This window comes from Metabacillus rhizosphaerae, from assembly GCF_037201795.1.
Classification (GTDB): domain Bacteria; phylum Bacillota; class Bacilli; order Bacillales; family Bacillaceae; genus Metabacillus; species Metabacillus rhizosphaerae.
The window spans coordinates 2,850,964-2,865,542 of the sequence record NZ_CP147403.1; the positions used below are offsets into that span (position 1 = coordinate 2,850,964).

The window sequence follows — 14,579 nt, forward strand, 5'->3', positions numbered from 1 at the left end:
GTGTTCAAATTACGTTTCTATCGATCTAAATATAATCTTGAATTATTTTTTCTAGACGATACTAGCCAATCTTGTGTTTAGTTAACTTTAATTTACCAAGCGCCAATAAAATGTTTAAATCACGTTTGACATCCTTTGTTATGTCTGTTTCATTCATCATTATGCCAATTTCGAAAGATTTTATTTGAGCTATATCTGTAAACCAATCTTGTTTTGTAGGAAATGAATGTAATACATCGTTCCATGCATGTGGCAATGAAGGACTATAGATCTTATGAACATGATGATTATCCTTTGTATATAAATGTGGCCAATAGTCACTTCTTGAACCACTATGGCCAAAGTAATTGGCAAAGCTATATATTGAATTATATTGATGCTTAGAAAACAGAATTGAATACAGCTGCTTTCCAATTTGAATTCGTTCAGACACTGAGGAAAATTCATGAACTTCAATTCCTGAAAGTTTATAATACCTTAAAAATGGATATCGTTTATAAGGGAATATTACATGTGTAAGACCCATTTTTTCCTGCAAAACATATGGTAATGTATGAAAGATTTTATTTTTCGTTGTTTGCGAAGACATTAAGTGTTTTTCTACATAATTTTGTTCATTTGTAATGAGAGCTAAGGTTAATAAGCTAGAATTTGAGGACGAAAGAAAGTAGTTCCAGATAGGAATCATAAATTTTGAAATATGAAAAGCGGGTAGTAAGTGAAAGTATGATCTGTTTTCATTCTTGCTTTTTTCGTATAAAAGTAATTGGAGATATGCATCATAAAAAATTAGCGCATTTGCTCTCTCTAAAAAGTCGAACATTATCTGCCTTTTCTCATTGTCAAAAAAATGGCTGACCAACGAGCTTTTTAAGTCGGTCATACTGTATCCACCATTACGAGACACCATATGAGCAAGAAATGACCAATGAATTTCTTTATGTTTGGAAAAAAAACGGAGATATGCTTCTGTTCTAGTTAAATTATTAACATTATGTTGTTCTGTTTCCTTGTAAATTTCTCTAATTAAATTACGCTCAGTTTGTGTTGTGAAGACAGGAGTTAGATTATTTAATGATTGATTTATCTCTTCGTAAAGCTTTATCCGTTCAGATTCTTGTACAGTAGGGTATTCCTTTGGATTCGGAGCAAATGTTTTTAATAGTCCCAACATGTAAGCCATCCTTTGTATTTATACTTTTATTGTAATGTTAAAAAATGACTGTTGCTAAAAATTCACGATATAATTGATGTATTATTGTATGTAAAAGTGAAACCTTTGTTCTTTTAATTCGTATATATAAACATAAAGCAGAAAAGAGGGATAAAACATGTTACGCAAAATACTTAAATCACTCATATCAAGTAAAACTTCCCATTCCCATAATCGTTATAGCTCAAGTGATTTTAAAAAACGAAAATCAGGCTATAATCATCCATCTAAATATGGCCATCAATATTATAAGAAAAAGCATAAATCAAGTGGTTTCTTTAGTTCCTATAGTAGCTAAATGAAGAGGATTTACTCAAAGCTAATAGAAGTTAGTGAAAAACCTTTAAAGACTGCAGAACTTATTGGTGGGAAATATATTGTTGTAAATTTGCTCGGAAAAGGAAGCTATGGTTACACGTATTTAGTGAATGATCAACAAGGAAATCTTCTTGTATTGAAACAATTACGGAAGTACAAAATGCTTGAAGAATCAGGTCGGAATTCATTTAAACGTGAGGCAAATATATTAAAAACTTTAAATTGTTCAGCATTTCCGACCTTTTATGAACATTTTGAAGAGAATAACAAACAATTTATTGTAATGGAGCATAAAAAGGGAAGTACATTTGAAGAAATAATCTTCCGTGAAAACATTTCATATACTGAATCTTCAGCTTTCAATGAGCTTTACCATATCTTACATTTGGTAAAATATATTCATGAACTCGGGTTTATACATCGGGATTTAAGAATTCCGAACATACTAAAAAATGATAAAGAATACTTTATTATTGATTTTGGACTTGCAAGAAAGCTAGAAGATCAAACAAGTCTAATTGAGAAAAAAGTCAATCATCTCGAAAAGCAATTGTACCGGGAAATTGCCTTTAAAAGTGATTTTTACGCTTTAGGACATTTTTTATTGTTTTTACTTTATTCGTCTTTTGAACCAATTTCTAAGAAAAAAAGAAGCTGGGAAGAAGAATTACAACTTACACCCATCGCAAAAAAAGTATTAAGAAAAATGCTTCAACTGGATGAACCGTATGCAGAGGTCCAATTATTAATAAATGATGTAAAAGAATGCATTTAAACGGAGGAGAAAGTTATATGTCATTTTTTAACAAGGTTTTGGCTAGTATTGGAATTGGATCAGCTAAGGTAGATACAAAGCTTTCCCAATCTTCAATTAAAGTAGGAGAGGAAGCAGAAGGAATTGTTGAGATTAAAGGTGGTAGCATCGAACAAAATATTGATGAAATCTACTTAACTATCAATACTACATATGAAAAAGAATCTGATGATAAAATCATTCATAAACAAGCTGTTATTTCAACAATTAAGCTAAATGAGCCCTTTGTTATAATGCCAGAAGAATTAAAAACCATTCCTTTTAAAATTAAAATCCCGATGGATACTCCAATAAGTACCGGTTCCTCAAAAGTGTGGATTCAAACTGGAGTAGATATAAAAGGCTCAGTTGATCCAACAGACCGCGATATGATTGACATTTTGCCAAGTGATATGGTCGAGGAAGCAATGAGCGTATTTTCACAACTCGGTTTTAAATTAAGAAAGGTTAAAAATGAAGCAGCTCCCTATAAAATTCGTAAAAGGTTACCGTTTATTCAAGAATTCGAGTTTGTTCCAACTTCAGGTCCTTATTATGGTAAATTCGATGAGATTGAGTTGATCTTCTTTCAAATTGATGAAACTAAACTAGAAGTAATTATGGAAGTGGATCGTCGCGCAAGGGGACTAGCAGGTTTGTTCTCAGAAGCATTAGATATGGATGAATCATTGATTCAATTTACCATACAAGATTATGAACTTCCTACAATTAAAGCTACCTTCAATGATGTACTAAAGAAGCATAGTTAAACAATTATAGAGTGGAAAATAACAACTATTATTAAAAATGGAGATGATTAAATGTTTAAAAAATTAGCTGCTGATGCATTAGGATTATCTGATATTGGAACAATTATTCAGCCTTCAGATTATGATAAAACGGATGCTGATGACTATGTTATGCATGAAGATAATGAAAAAATCTACTTTTTAATAAAAACAAAAGCTGATGAATATTGCTTCACGAACCTTGCTGTTATACACGTAGATGGAGCTAGTGCGGCATCATCTAAAAGAACATTGAATCGATATCCATATTCTCAACGTAAAATTTCAGGAGTTGCGCTTGAAACAGCTGGAAAGATCGATATGGATGTAGAAATAAAATTTTCAATTGGTAGTGAAACATTTGATATTGATGTAAGAAAAGATCAAATTGAACAATTAAAAGATCTATACAAAGCGCTTATTCGTATTTCTGAAATAACCTTCGAAAATGAGATTATGTTAAATATGGCAACACAAAGTTTAGATAAGGCCGTAGCAGTTCTACAAAATGCTCGAACAGATGATAATAATCTTTCAGATACATACAAAGGGCTTACTGAATTCGGTTTTAATTGGCTATCTTCCGCTCGTGAACAATACCATGAGAGAGACTTTGGTGAAGTATTTGAGAAGTACATTAATAACTAATAGTTGCACTTTCATAATAAAACGTTGTACGAAGGCTGACATGATTTTTAGTCAGTCTTTTTGATATAGTTAATTCCAGAAATGTAAGTAAAGCAACAACTTGTTTAATGAATAATTATTCTTGCTAAAATGCATGTTTCGTTTGAACGATATATATAGTTATTTCTCTATTATGATGTACATCAATATTTTGCTCATGAAATTTGATCAAGTTATGGAAACTAGGTTTTGAGGAAAAAAGGTTTAAGGTTGAGGTTTGCTAGAAAAGATGGTAACAAAATCATAGGTTGCTGTGGTTACCATAATTGTGGTAACCCTCACTTTATATCTGAATAAGGGATTGTATTGAAGTCTATTGCGAACCTCTAAACTTTGCTTCTAAAGAATCCTTAGATAAAGCAATAATGCAGGATTTATAGTTGAAGGATTGTTAAGATAGGCAATATTAGAATGGGAAATTATGTGGTGTAATATGCTCGTAGGTAAGAGAAGATTATATTAAAATCAATTTAAGGTAATCTTCACGTTGAAAGGAGATGATAATAGATGAAAGATTATGCTAAGCTACCTTTATTTATTATTACAGGTGCTAGTGGGAGTGGTAAAACGACAATAGTGCCACATCTTCGAGAACTTTTACCTGAATTTGATGTTTTTGATATAGATGAAGAATTACTCACTAATGCCGTTGGGGATTGGCAAATAGTAAAAAATATTTGGATGAGAATTGCTAGTCATATTGCAAAAAGTAATAGAATGACTATTTTGTGTGGAACTCAAATGCCTTGGGAAATTAAAAAGTGTGAGGATTATAAAGAATTTAGTCAAATTTTATTCCTAAACCTCCATTGTGACGATAGAGTTCGTGAAAAACGTTTGCTTGAAAGAGGCTGGTCAAATGAACTTATAAAGGAGCATAACCAATTTGCGAAATGGTTAATAGAGAATGCAGATAAAGAATATGAACCACCAATGGTTATGATCGATACATCAAATACGAGTGTTAATAAGGTTTCACTAAAGGTAAAGGATTGGGTTGAAAAATATGCAAGGTAGAGATCTAACTTACATTTTTTTGTCAGGGTTTTTAGCTATATCTCAACAACAAACCAGTTCTTTGAGTAAAGGAGAGGAATGCTTTTGATAAAGTGGTTTATTGTATCACTATTCATATTTCTACTCTGCGCTATTATTTATCCCTATGAGGTAATAGGTTCTTTAGATAATAATGTAACACTTTTTTTCGAAAAGGTTCGCTCACCGTTATTGAATGATGTGTTTTTATTCATATCGGATATCGGATCGATTAAATACATGTTGCCAATTTGTTTTGTTATTGCGGTTATTTTACTTATTAGACGGAAGGTTATAGATGTCGTTTTTTTATTTGTTATGCTTTATAGTGTAAGGCAGCTAAATTATCAGCTTAAAGAGCAATTTTTAAGAGAACGCCCTTCTTTTAATGCAGTATATGAAGCGGCACATTATAGCTTTCCAAGCGGTCATTCAATGAATTCCATGGCAGTTTATAGCTTTATTTGTTATCTATTAATTCGTTATTTGAGTAATACAAATAAACAAAATAAGACTTTATTAATCAGTACGATAACCTTAATTTTTTTAATTGGATTAAGTAGAATATATTTGGGTGTTCATTACCTTACTGATGTAGTTGCAGGATTTAGTGCAGGTTTTGTGTGGTTTATTGTTTTAACAACAATATTAGCTAAAATAAATCAGTTGTTCGACAAAAAAAGATTGTTTTAGATAAAGGGATTTTCTCCATGAATAGCCAATTTAAGTAGTATATAATGCTGACTTACTTGGAGGGAGATATATGGTTTATTCTTTATTGGTTAAGAAACGATTAAATACATATGATATTACGATTTTTCAAACTCCTAAGTTTGGAGACAAGAAAGGGTATGAAGCTGTCTATCGGTGTTTTCTAGAAGGGAATAGACATAATGATGTATTAGAAAAGGCTTTTCAAACCTTTAATGTAGCAGACCGAATGCCCCCAGATTATCAGGCACGATATGTATGTACAGGTGATATATTATTAATTGATGAGGGGAAAAAAGGACAATTTTACTATAAGCTTCATCCAGAAGGATGGAAACAAATAAATCGTATTCACGTAAGGTAAGGCTGACAGTTTATTAAAACTGTCAGCTTTTCTAATCCTATATTAATGAGATTCTTGATTATGTCCAGGACCATTTTTTCGCTTTGCTGAAGATTCTTCCTTACCATGAGCAATTTCCTCAGCGCCAGTTACTTCTGGTGGAATATGATTATTCTTTTTAGGTGTAATTCGATTACGATGCTTTTTACCCATTTAATTTACCCCATTTCATTTGTGTTGTTATTATTGTGAGTTTTTTGTTTTTTTGATTTTTTTGATGCTTGAGGGTGTGATCTGTTTCGAGAACCTGGATTTGTTTCATTTGCATGCTGTACAGCTTGTTCTAGTTTCTTTTTCAAATTTTTCCCCTCCTAAATAGATTTACATTTATATCATTTCCCTCCTAGCTTAAGATAAAGCTGTAAAAAAATGATTAGCATAAAATTAATTATGTATTTGAAAAGGTGTTACAATATCCCTATTTTCTCTCGGGTAAACTTTTATTTGGAATATTTCTTATGGTATAGTAAATTGACTCTTTAGTTACATTTAAATAGGAGGGAAAAGTAAAATGAGTGTACATATTGGTGCAAAAGAGAATGAAATTGCTGAAACGGTATTACTACCCGGTGATCCATTACGTGCAAAATATATTGCAGAAACGTTTTTAAATGATGTGACTTGTTACAATGAAGTAAGAGGAATGCTTGGCTTTACTGGGACATATAAAGGAAACAGAATTTCTGTGCAAGGAACGGGTATGGGAGTTCCGTCAATCTCTATATACATAAATGAGCTTATGCAGAGCTATGGTGTACAACAGTTAATCCGTGTGGGAACATGTGGTGCGATTCAAAAGGATGTAAAAGTGCGAGATGTCATATTGGCAATGAGTGCTTCAACTGATTCGCAAATGAATCGCTTAACATTTGGTGGGGTTGATTATGCACCTACAGCTAACTTTGATCTTCTTAAAAAGGCCTATGATACAGGACTTGAAAAAGGATTAAATCTTAAAGTAGGTAATGTATTTACAGCAGACATGTTTTACAATGATAATGCTGAATTAGAAAAATGGGCACAATATGGTATCCTAGCAATCGAAATGGAATCAGCAGCCCTCTATACACTAGCTGCAAAATATGATCGTAAAGCTCTTTCTGTTTTAACAGTAAGTGACCATATATTAACAGGTGAAGAAACAACTTCAGAAGAGAGACAAACTACATTTAATGATATGATCGTCGTTGCACTTGATGCAGCTATAAAGAAAGATTAACGTGTGCACCAGCACACGTTTTTTTGTGCTATAAACTACTCTTGTAATGCAGAAATTGTCGATAATATTTGGCAAGTAATGAGTTTAAATATTTAGGTATAAAGGTAAAGATGTGAGTAGGAGCTAATAATCATTTATTTCGAATGTAATTTAATGATAAAATAAGTAATGTTATTGATTTTAGGGTAGGGTGGTAATATGTCGCATTATGTAAAAATAAGTATGATTTTGTCTCTTGCTGTAACACTTACAGCTTGCACAAGCTTCTCACTTCCAAATGGGATGCCGTTTAGCGGAAATCATGAGGGGCAGGATATAAAACAGTCGGGTCAAAGAAGTGAAATAGAAAATAATTTAGTTGTATCAGAGGAAAAGCAAATTGATGAAGATTTTCTATTAGAGTCAAACTTTTTTAATGTTGTAAAACAAGTAGACGGAGATAAAATAATTGAAAATCCGACAAATATTCTCTCAATGGTAAATAAAGAATATACTTTACCAGAGGAATATGAGCCAACAGACTTGGTTGCTCCAAACGTTGAATTTTCATTTGGTGAAGAGGATATACCGAAACGATATTTAAGACAAGAGGCAGCACAAGCTTTAGAGGAATTATTTTCCATAGCTAAAAATAATGGTATTGAATTACTTGCTGTATCTGGGTTTCGATCATATTCAAGACAACAAGGGATATTTAATGTTGAAAAAGAAGATAAAGGTGAAGAACAGGCTCTACATGCAGTTGCTCTTCCAGGTCAAAGTGAACATCAAACAGGTTTAGCAATGGATGTTACGAGTAGAAGTGTAAATCTTGAAATAACTGAGGATTTTGGTGAGTCAATAGAGGGTAAATGGGTCAAAGAGAATGCACATAAAGCAGGTTTTATTATCCGATACCCAAAAGGAAAAGAATCCATTACAGGATATCAATATGAGCCTTGGCATTTACGTTATGTTGGAAAAGAAAAGGCAGCGATAATCTACAAGAACGGGCTCACTTTAGAAGAGTATTTTCAAAAGGTGAAAAAAATATAGCGGAGATTAGTTTATGTTAGATAAAATGGACCATATAAAACAGGATTTGAGGATCCTTTTCATTGGATTTAATCCTAGTCTTGTATCTGGAGAAGTGGGACATCATTATGCAAATAAGCATAATCGTTTTTGGAAAATATTATATGAAGCAGGTATAACTGTTCGACAGTATAAACCAGAAGAAGATTTTACGTTGCTAAACAACGGGATTGGATTTACAAATATTGTCTCACGGCCATCAAGAGCTGCCGAAGAAATCACTTCTGAAGAATATAAAGTAGGAAGAATTATTCTACGGCAAAAAATAGATGAATATAAACCTAAAATAGCCTTTTTTGTAGGGAAAGGTGTTTATCTTCAATATAGTCAAAGAAAAAAGGCAGACTGGGGAAAACAAGAGCACAGTATTGTAGAAGGAGTCATTGATTTTGTTGCACCATCCTCAAGTGGATTAGTTAGGATGAGAATCGATGACATTATTTCCATTTATAAAGACGTAACTAAATACTGCCAATGTTAGTAGTAAAGGGAAGGCTGTAAGCCTTCCCTTTTTGAAGTATAGTTTTTCAATTAGCTAGTTCTTAATATCTTAATACTCTTGAAGTCTAAAGGTAAACTGCAAATGAAAAAAGCGTTAGCGTCTATTTACCAGAAAAATAAACCAGCTAAAGCGATCCCAGTAATAAATCCTAAACCAATCCCATATGGGTATCCATAACCGTACCCGTAACCACCATAGAAACCAAGACCATATCCACCTCTTTGTACCATAGGCTCGATAAAGACTTTATTATTCGAAACTCTACAAATTCTCCCTACATGTACACGACCATTTCTATCATTAATCCTAACAACCTTGCCGTTATAGCGACAACATAAATTATAATAGTGTTGTGACATGACTTTCCCTCCCTTACGCTCATTTAACATATCTTATGTGAAATGAACAGTAAGAGATTGTACGCTAAACCTAGCTATAATAAATTGAGTAAGCTTAATTGTTACGCTTTTTACGAGCAAAAAATACACAATAAGAAAGTTTATTAGCGTATTTTATTGTTAGTCTTTCATGTTCAGAAAGAAGCATGAAAGCGTGATCGGGAATTGATTTAATTGGGCTAAATTCTGTGGTAGGTTCATTATCATCAAAAGTAAGATCTACCTGTGATAAATGCTTATAAATTGGTAGCTCATATTCAGTAAATAGATTATTCCATTCTCTTATGGAATATATATGTTCACATCCGTAAAATGCTGTAAGTTCTAATTCTTCCTCTGTTGTAAGCGAGGCATTTCGAATCATCTCAATCGCGACCACAATACCTCCTGGCTTTAATATGCGTGAAAGTTCCGGTAAAGTGTTTGGAAGCGAGGTGAAATTCAATACAGATTCACATAAAATAAGATCATACGTATCGTTAGGAACAGTCGTATGTGAAAGATCTTCATTCATATAAGGTATATCAAAATTTAAGTTGAGGTTTCTATTTTTTGCATGTTCAATCATTTGTGTGTTAATGTCCAACCCAGTTATTTGATAACCTAATTGGTGCAAATAGCTTGTCGTTTGTCCTGTTCCACAACCAGCGTCAAGTATTGTACTATCTAACGGGAATTGTTCACTTTCAAAAATTTTTTTTGTTAGCATTATTCCACCGGGATGTGCACCACCGATACCTAATAAAGATAACAGATTTAAATAATTCATTGAATACCTCCATTCAGTTCCCTAAACTTAAATTATGCGGGAACAAAAGGACAGGTGCTTAGATACAGCTAAAAATGCAATGTTTCTCAAAAATTTTATTTAATTTTGGAGTAATCATTTGATGAATTTCAGCTTTGTATATCGTTTGAAGCGAATATTTTACATGTAAAGTATTTAAAAAATGATCGACACAATCATTTATATAACTTGAAATTTGATTTTTATAAAAAAATGCTTTCGATTTAATTTTATTATCAATATCTTCTATTAATAAAAATGAAAAATTAATCATTGCTAAATCAGTTTTTCCAATGTATTCTGCTAGTTGCATGGTACATTACCTCCTGAATTTACATTCGTGTAATAAACTTTACAATTAATTAATGAAAAAGTATCGGGCAATTTGTCGAAATGAAAAAATAAATTACTGTTATAACTATTCAACACTAAAAAAAACCGTTCTAGATAAAACGATGGATTTATTTTTGCATAGTACTAAACCCAATAGACTACATAATTTCTTATATGATTTAATTATAAAAACGAACCTTTTCCTCATAATTGTTGACGTTTTAATTTACCTTAGACATAATAGGTACATACATAAAGGTGGTGTAATTGTTACAGTGAAAAAGAGTAGATTGTTCATTTGGATTATTGTTACAGCAATTGTTACTGCGGGTATTACATACAGTATTGTTAAACCTAAAGAGGTAAGTATTGCTGGTAATGGAGACCCTTTCCAAAAGTTAAGATCAACGTATGATATTTTACAAAAGGGTTATTACAAAGATATTGATACAGACAAGCTTGTGGAAGGGGCAATTAAAGGGATGGTTGAATCCCTAGAAGACCCATACTCTGTTTATATGGATGTTGAACAAGCGAAGAGTTTTAGTGAAAATATCTCATCTTCATTTGAAGGAATTGGTGCTGAAATTCAAGAAAGTAATGGTACTATTTTGATTGTTTCTCCTATAAAAGGGTCACCTGCTGAAGAAGTTGGATTAAAGCCAAAAGATGTCATTCTAAAAGTTGATAAAGAGTCAATTGAAGGCCTTTCGGTCAATGAAGCAGTAATGAAAATTAGAGGTGAAAAGGGTACAAAAGTCAATCTTGTTGTCAGACGTGAAGGGGTAGGCGAGTTGAATTTTACAATTACCCGTGACACAATCCCATTAGAAACAGTTTATTCGGAGGTTGTTGAGGATAATATAGGTAAAATTCAAATTACCAAATTTTCCGAAACTACAGGTGAAGAATTAGCAAAATCGTTAACAGATTTACAAGAGAAAAAAGTAGAAGGGTTAATTATAGACCTGCGCCAAAACCCAGGTGGATTAATGGATCAAGCCTTAGCTATGTCAGAACTATTTGTAGCGAAGGGGGAAAATATCCTTCAAGTAGAATATAATAATGGTTCTAAAGAAGTGTATAAATCAGAGAATGAGGCAGCAATTGACTTACCAATAACCGTTTTGATTGATGGTGGAACTGCAAGTGCTGGCGAAATCATGGCTGCAGCATTACATCAGTCAGCAGGAATTCCTTTAGTTGGTGAAAAAACCTTTGGAAAAGGAACAGTCCAATCAGCTGAATCATTTAAAGATACATCATCAGTAAAATATACAACTGCAAAATGGCTAACTCCTGATGGTACTTGGATTCATGAAAAAGGGATAGAGCCACAAATAAAGGCAGAACTTCCTGACTATGCAAACTTACCTTTTATTAATCCAGAAATTGTTCTTAAAAAAGGTGATTCTAAAACTGAAGTAAATGCAGCTCAACAAATGTTAAAAGCATTAGGTTATGAAGAAGTTAGTGTAGAAGGCTACTTTGATGATAGTACTGAAAAAGCAGTTAAAGATTTTCAAAAGCAACATAAACTTACAATGGATGGAAAAATAACTGGTGAAACCACAATGAAAATCATGGAACTGATTCAAAGTAAATTACAAGAAAATGATACACAGCTTGAAAAGGCGATATCTGTACTGAAAGAAAAGATGTAACCAAACTTATGAATTAAAGACAGTATGCTTTCCTTGCATAAATTCGTGCAAGGAAAGGGATCTGTCTTTTTTAATTAGTCTCTGTTAAAGATCACTGTTGATTTGGCACCTTGTTGATTGGAGCGGATATGTGAAGACTCCTGCGGGAGTGCGAATCCAAGGGAGACCCCACAGGTGCAGAGCACCGAGGAGGCTCCTGGGCCGCCCGCGGAAAGCGAACGCCTGCAGCGGAAATCAACAACCAAGCTTAACAGAGCCTTTTATTAAAAGATTATAGCCAAGTAGATACTTGTTCAAGTTCCAAGCGGTTGCTTTGATGTGCTGGTTTAACTGCTTTTCCAATGGTAATCAACATTATCGGTACGAATCTTTCTGAGATGTTAAATTCTTTTATAAATTGTTCTTTATTAAAGCCACCTATGGAACAAGTATCATATCCTTTTGCTTTAGCTGCTAGCATTACTTGCATGGCTGCTAAGGAAGCATTTAAAAATGCTGCATCTCTAGCAAATGCTTTATCAGTATAGGCACGACTTATTTGACCTGCTAATGTTTCTTTAATTTCAGGTGTAATATAGCCAGCTTCTACTAATGGATCATATACTAAATCAGTATTGTTATTGGCTTCAAGGTCACCTAAAATCGCGATAACTGCAGATGACTCAACGATTTGACTTTGATTATAAGCGACAGGAAGTAACTTTTGCTTTGACTCTTCGCTCTTAAAAACAGTAAAATGCCAATGCTGCAAGTTCCATGCTGATGGTGCCTTAGTTGAATAGGTTAAAATCTCAGATAATTCTGCTTCTGATATTTTAACTTTAGGATCGTAGTGACGTACAGATGCTCGATTATTAAGAACTGTAAATAGATCTTCTGCGTATGTTGTTGTACTCATGTGAAAAGCCTCCTTGGTTGAATTTGCTGTATATTTCTTTTATACTAAAAGTTATATACTTACTTTTTGTAAGTTCTTTCACATAACATATAATAGTTGATGTGATAAAATGAGTCAAGAAATTAAAACAAGGGGCGATAATTATGAAGATCAATCTTTGTCCGAAAATGGAATCTGCCTTTCGTCTTTTAGGTAAACGATGGATTGGTATCATCATTCATGTTTTATTAGATGGTCCTAAAAGATTTAAGGATCTGACAGAGATTATCCCTAGTATTAGTCAAAAGATGTTATCTGAAAGGCTAAAAGAGTTGGAAAATGAAGGTCTTTTGGAAAGGATTGTTTATGATGAAACACCTGTGAAAGTAATTTATCAATTAACTAAAAAGGGTAAACACTTAGAAGGTGTTATGAACGAAGTTGGAATCTGGGCTAACACATATTGTACTCCTGAGGAGGACTGATTGTATGTCTAAAACAGTTATCGTGACTGGAGGATCAAAAGGAATAGGGAAAGAAATTGTTTCTCAATATGCTGTGAAAGGATATAAAGTCATTATAGCTGATATTGATGAAGACACAGGTAAAGAATTAGAAAAGGAATACCAAGCGCAATCCTTACTCGTCAGCTATATAAAAGCAGATGTATCACAAGTATCAGACATTGAAACTTTGATGCGAGAAACAATCTTACGATATAATACAATTGATATACTTATTAATAATGCTGGTATTTCAAAATGGGTTTCACCATATGACATAACGGTTGAAGAGTGGGATTCAGTTATCTCAACAAATTTAAAAAGTGTGATGTTTGCATCTAGAGAAGCTGCTAAATATATGAAAAAAAATCAATACGGTGGAAAGATCATAAATATTGCTTCAACAAGAGCTATTATGTCTGAGAAAAACTCGGAGTCTTATGCTGCTACAAAGGGTGGAATAATTGCAATAACACATGCTCTGGCAGCCTCACTTGGAGAAGATAACATTCAAGTCAATGCGATTTCTCCTGGGTGGATTGAAACGGGTGATTATCAATTATTAAGGGAAATTGATCATACACAGCATTTTTCGAAAAGAGTTGGTAAACCAATTGATGTTGCAAGGGCATGTTTATATTTAACGATGGATGAAAATGATTTTGTAACAGGTACAAATCTTGTTATAGACGGTGGAATGACTAAAAAGATGATTTATGAGGAATGATTTCAGGCATTTCGTTTATGATTCTCAAAGAATTTAAACTAATTACCTAAAACATAGATATTAGCCCACTCAATATTTACTTTTATGAATACTTTTTAGTGTAGGTAAATATTAGAGGAGGAAATATAATGTCACCTTATATGATGCGAAATAATATTCATAGACCATACCCTGGTGGAAGATTCTTTTTTGGTGGTCCGTTTGTGGGCGGTTTGCTTGGTGGTTTAGTCGGAAGTGCGATTTTTAGACCGAGACCACCATTTTATCCACCTTATCCACCTTATCCTTATGGTGGAAATCCATATGGTTATGGGTATGGTAGTAGCTATGGCTATCCATATGGCGGGGGGTACCCATATTAACAATCTTTTATCTCAAATGACTCGCACCATCAAAAATGAACGGAATTTTGAATTTCACTAAGAGCACTCCTTCCATTAGGGGTTAAATAAGTTCCTTAAAATCAAAAGAAACTACCTATCTGTAGGTAGTTTCTTTTGATTTTGGCTCTTTTCTGTTGCTTTAAAGCGAGTGTGGTTTTGTATTA

21 protein-coding genes are annotated in these 14,579 nt (G+C 33.0%); 14 read left to right on the plus strand and 7 right to left on the minus strand.

What is annotated here, in order from left to right; genetic code table 11:
• Nucleotides 1-61 precede the first annotated feature (61 nt).
• Nucleotides 62-1,171: a DUF2515 family protein gene (locus tag WCV66_RS14085; protein ID WP_338785775.1), complete on the minus strand. Its 1,110-nt coding sequence runs from the start codon at nt 1,169-1,171 to the stop codon at nt 62-64.
• A gap of 160 nt (nt 1,172-1,331) precedes the next feature.
• Between WCV66_RS14085 and WCV66_RS14090 the strand changes: the two genes are divergently transcribed.
• From WCV66_RS14090 to WCV66_RS14120, 7 genes are all read left to right on the plus strand, one after another.
• Complete coding sequence (locus WCV66_RS14090) at nt 1,332-1,511, plus strand: hypothetical protein (RefSeq protein WP_157094392.1); 180 nt, start codon at nt 1,332-1,334, stop codon at nt 1,509-1,511.
• On the plus strand, nt 1,512-2,306 hold the full coding sequence (locus WCV66_RS14095) for a serine/threonine protein kinase (protein ID WP_185653507.1): 795 nt from the start codon (nt 1,512-1,514) through the stop codon (nt 2,304-2,306).
• 17 nt (nt 2,307-2,323) lie between these two features.
• Nucleotides 2,324-3,094, plus strand: coding sequence for a sporulation protein (locus tag WCV66_RS14100; protein ID WP_338785776.1), 771 nt, complete (start codon nt 2,324-2,326; stop codon nt 3,092-3,094).
• 51 nt (nt 3,095-3,145) lie between these two features.
• Nucleotides 3,146-3,760: a PH domain-containing protein gene (locus WCV66_RS14105; protein WP_066332725.1), complete on the plus strand. Its 615-nt coding sequence runs from the start codon at nt 3,146-3,148 to the stop codon at nt 3,758-3,760.
• A gap of 546 nt (nt 3,761-4,306) precedes the next feature.
• Complete coding sequence (locus WCV66_RS14110) at nt 4,307-4,816, plus strand: AAA family ATPase (protein WP_338785777.1); 510 nt, start codon at nt 4,307-4,309, stop codon at nt 4,814-4,816.
• 84 nt (nt 4,817-4,900) lie between these two features.
• Nucleotides 4,901-5,527 (plus strand): phosphatase PAP2 family protein, encoded by a 627-nt coding sequence (locus WCV66_RS14115; protein ID WP_198165148.1) that lies wholly within the window; start codon nt 4,901-4,903, stop codon nt 5,525-5,527.
• 70 nt (nt 5,528-5,597) lie between these two features.
• A complete protein-coding gene (locus WCV66_RS14120; protein ID WP_066332735.1) occupies nt 5,598-5,909 on the plus strand; it encodes a YodL domain-containing protein in 312 nt (103 codons plus the stop codon).
• Between the two features lie 42 nt (nt 5,910-5,951).
• Here the strand turns inward: WCV66_RS14120 and WCV66_RS14125 are convergent, their stop codons facing one another.
• Complete coding sequence (locus tag WCV66_RS14125; protein ID WP_185653504.1) at nt 5,952-6,101, minus strand: hypothetical protein; 150 nt, start codon at nt 6,099-6,101, stop codon at nt 5,952-5,954.
• A 5-nt stretch (nt 6,102-6,106) separates the two neighbouring features.
• Nucleotides 6,107-6,247 carry a hypothetical protein gene (locus WCV66_RS14130; RefSeq protein WP_185653503.1) on the minus strand — a complete coding sequence of 47 codons (141 nt, stop codon included), beginning with the start codon at nt 6,245-6,247 and terminating at the stop codon, nt 6,107-6,109.
• 212 nt (nt 6,248-6,459) lie between these two features.
• Between WCV66_RS14130 and deoD the strand changes: the two genes are divergently transcribed.
• The 3 genes from deoD to WCV66_RS14145 all read left to right on the plus strand — a co-directional run bounded on the left by deoD (nt 6,460) and on the right by WCV66_RS14145 (nt 8,722).
• Nucleotides 6,460-7,167 carry a purine-nucleoside phosphorylase gene (deoD, locus tag WCV66_RS14135; RefSeq protein WP_066332740.1) on the plus strand — a complete coding sequence of 236 codons (708 nt, stop codon included), beginning with the start codon at nt 6,460-6,462 and terminating at the stop codon, nt 7,165-7,167.
• Nucleotides 7,168-7,365: 198 nt separating this feature from the next.
• Nucleotides 7,366-8,202: a M15 family metallopeptidase gene (locus WCV66_RS14140; RefSeq protein WP_338785778.1), complete on the plus strand. Its 837-nt coding sequence runs from the start codon at nt 7,366-7,368 to the stop codon at nt 8,200-8,202.
• Between the two features lie 13 nt (nt 8,203-8,215).
• Nucleotides 8,216-8,722, plus strand: coding sequence for a mismatch-specific DNA-glycosylase (locus WCV66_RS14145; protein WP_066332747.1), 507 nt, complete (start codon nt 8,216-8,218; stop codon nt 8,720-8,722).
• 125 nt (nt 8,723-8,847) lie between these two features.
• Here the strand turns inward: WCV66_RS14145 and WCV66_RS14150 are convergent, their stop codons facing one another.
• The 3 genes from WCV66_RS14150 to WCV66_RS14160 all read right to left on the minus strand — a co-directional run bounded on the left by WCV66_RS14150 (nt 8,848) and on the right by WCV66_RS14160 (nt 10,241).
• Complete coding sequence (locus WCV66_RS14150) at nt 8,848-9,102, minus strand: hypothetical protein (RefSeq protein ID WP_066332751.1); 255 nt, start codon at nt 9,100-9,102, stop codon at nt 8,848-8,850.
• Nucleotides 9,103-9,196: 94 nt separating this feature from the next.
• The gene (locus tag WCV66_RS14155) at nt 9,197-9,910 is read right to left on the minus strand and encodes a class I SAM-dependent methyltransferase (RefSeq protein ID WP_338785779.1); all 714 of its coding nucleotides are present in this window, start codon (nt 9,908-9,910) and stop codon (nt 9,197-9,199) included.
• A 58-nt stretch (nt 9,911-9,968) separates the two neighbouring features.
• Complete coding sequence (locus WCV66_RS14160; RefSeq protein WP_338785780.1) at nt 9,969-10,241, minus strand: hypothetical protein; 273 nt, start codon at nt 10,239-10,241, stop codon at nt 9,969-9,971.
• 295 nt (nt 10,242-10,536) lie between these two features.
• Between WCV66_RS14160 and WCV66_RS14165 the strand changes: the two genes are divergently transcribed.
• Nucleotides 10,537-11,925, plus strand: coding sequence for a S41 family peptidase (locus tag WCV66_RS14165; protein WP_338785781.1), 1,389 nt, complete (start codon nt 10,537-10,539; stop codon nt 11,923-11,925).
• A 271-nt stretch (nt 11,926-12,196) separates the two neighbouring features.
• Here WCV66_RS14165 and WCV66_RS14170 read toward each other — a convergent pair whose 3' ends face one another.
• Nucleotides 12,197-12,823, minus strand: coding sequence for a nitroreductase family protein (locus WCV66_RS14170; RefSeq protein ID WP_338785782.1), 627 nt, complete (start codon nt 12,821-12,823; stop codon nt 12,197-12,199).
• Nucleotides 12,824-12,966: 143 nt separating this feature from the next.
• Here WCV66_RS14170 and WCV66_RS14175 point away from each other — a divergent pair, with 143 nt between their 5' ends.
• From WCV66_RS14175 to WCV66_RS14185, 3 genes are all read left to right on the plus strand, one after another.
• On the plus strand, nt 12,967-13,287 hold the full coding sequence (locus WCV66_RS14175) for a winged helix-turn-helix transcriptional regulator (protein WP_066332772.1): 321 nt from the start codon (nt 12,967-12,969) through the stop codon (nt 13,285-13,287).
• A gap of 4 nt (nt 13,288-13,291) precedes the next feature.
• Entirely contained in the window at nt 13,292-14,032 is a 741-nt protein-coding gene (locus tag WCV66_RS14180; protein ID WP_066332775.1) for an SDR family oxidoreductase, read from the plus strand.
• Nucleotides 14,033-14,160: 128 nt separating this feature from the next.
• A complete protein-coding gene (locus tag WCV66_RS14185) occupies nt 14,161-14,394 on the plus strand; it encodes a hypothetical protein (RefSeq protein ID WP_338785783.1) in 234 nt (77 codons plus the stop codon).
• Nucleotides 14,395-14,579: the final 185 nt, after the last annotated feature.

Bases quoted from the DNA above. Each gene is read 5' to 3' on its own strand.
- WCV66_RS14125 (WP_185653504.1), bottom strand. From the start codon at position 6,101: ATGGGTAAAAAGCATCGTAATCGAATTACACCTAAAAAGAATAATCAT.
- WCV66_RS14150 (WP_066332751.1), bottom strand. From the start codon at position 9,102: ATGTCACAACACTATTATAATTTATGTTGTCGCTATAACGGCAAGGTT.
- WCV66_RS14175 (WP_066332772.1), top strand. From the start codon at position 12,967: ATGAAGATCAATCTTTGTCCGAAAATGGAATCTGCCTTTCGTCTTTTA.
- WCV66_RS14110 (WP_338785777.1), top strand. From the start codon at position 4,307: ATGAAAGATTATGCTAAGCTACCTTTATTTATTATTACAGGTGCTAGT.
- WCV66_RS14105 (WP_066332725.1), top strand. From the start codon at position 3,146: ATGTTTAAAAAATTAGCTGCTGATGCATTAGGATTATCTGATATTGGA.
- WCV66_RS14160 (WP_338785780.1), bottom strand. From the start codon at position 10,241: ATGCAACTAGCAGAATACATTGGAAAAACTGATTTAGCAATGATTAAT.
- WCV66_RS14120 (WP_066332735.1), top strand. From the start codon at position 5,598: ATGGTTTATTCTTTATTGGTTAAGAAACGATTAAATACATATGATATT.
- WCV66_RS14185 (WP_338785783.1), top strand. From the start codon at position 14,161: ATGTCACCTTATATGATGCGAAATAATATTCATAGACCATACCCTGGT.
- WCV66_RS14140 (WP_338785778.1), top strand. From the start codon at position 7,366: ATGTCGCATTATGTAAAAATAAGTATGATTTTGTCTCTTGCTGTAACA.
- WCV66_RS14170 (WP_338785782.1), bottom strand. From the start codon at position 12,823: ATGAGTACAACAACATACGCAGAAGATCTATTTACAGTTCTTAATAAT.
- WCV66_RS14090 (WP_157094392.1), top strand. From the start codon at position 1,332: ATGTTACGCAAAATACTTAAATCACTCATATCAAGTAAAACTTCCCAT.
- WCV66_RS14145 (WP_066332747.1), top strand. From the start codon at position 8,216: ATGTTAGATAAAATGGACCATATAAAACAGGATTTGAGGATCCTTTTC.
- WCV66_RS14155 (WP_338785779.1), bottom strand. From the start codon at position 9,910: ATGAATTATTTAAATCTGTTATCTTTATTAGGTATCGGTGGTGCACAT.
- WCV66_RS14095 (WP_185653507.1), top strand. From the start codon at position 1,512: ATGAAGAGGATTTACTCAAAGCTAATAGAAGTTAGTGAAAAACCTTTA.
- WCV66_RS14100 (WP_338785776.1), top strand. From the start codon at position 2,324: ATGTCATTTTTTAACAAGGTTTTGGCTAGTATTGGAATTGGATCAGCT.
- WCV66_RS14180 (WP_066332775.1), top strand. From the start codon at position 13,292: ATGTCTAAAACAGTTATCGTGACTGGAGGATCAAAAGGAATAGGGAAA.
- deoD (WP_066332740.1), top strand. From the start codon at position 6,460: ATGAGTGTACATATTGGTGCAAAAGAGAATGAAATTGCTGAAACGGTA.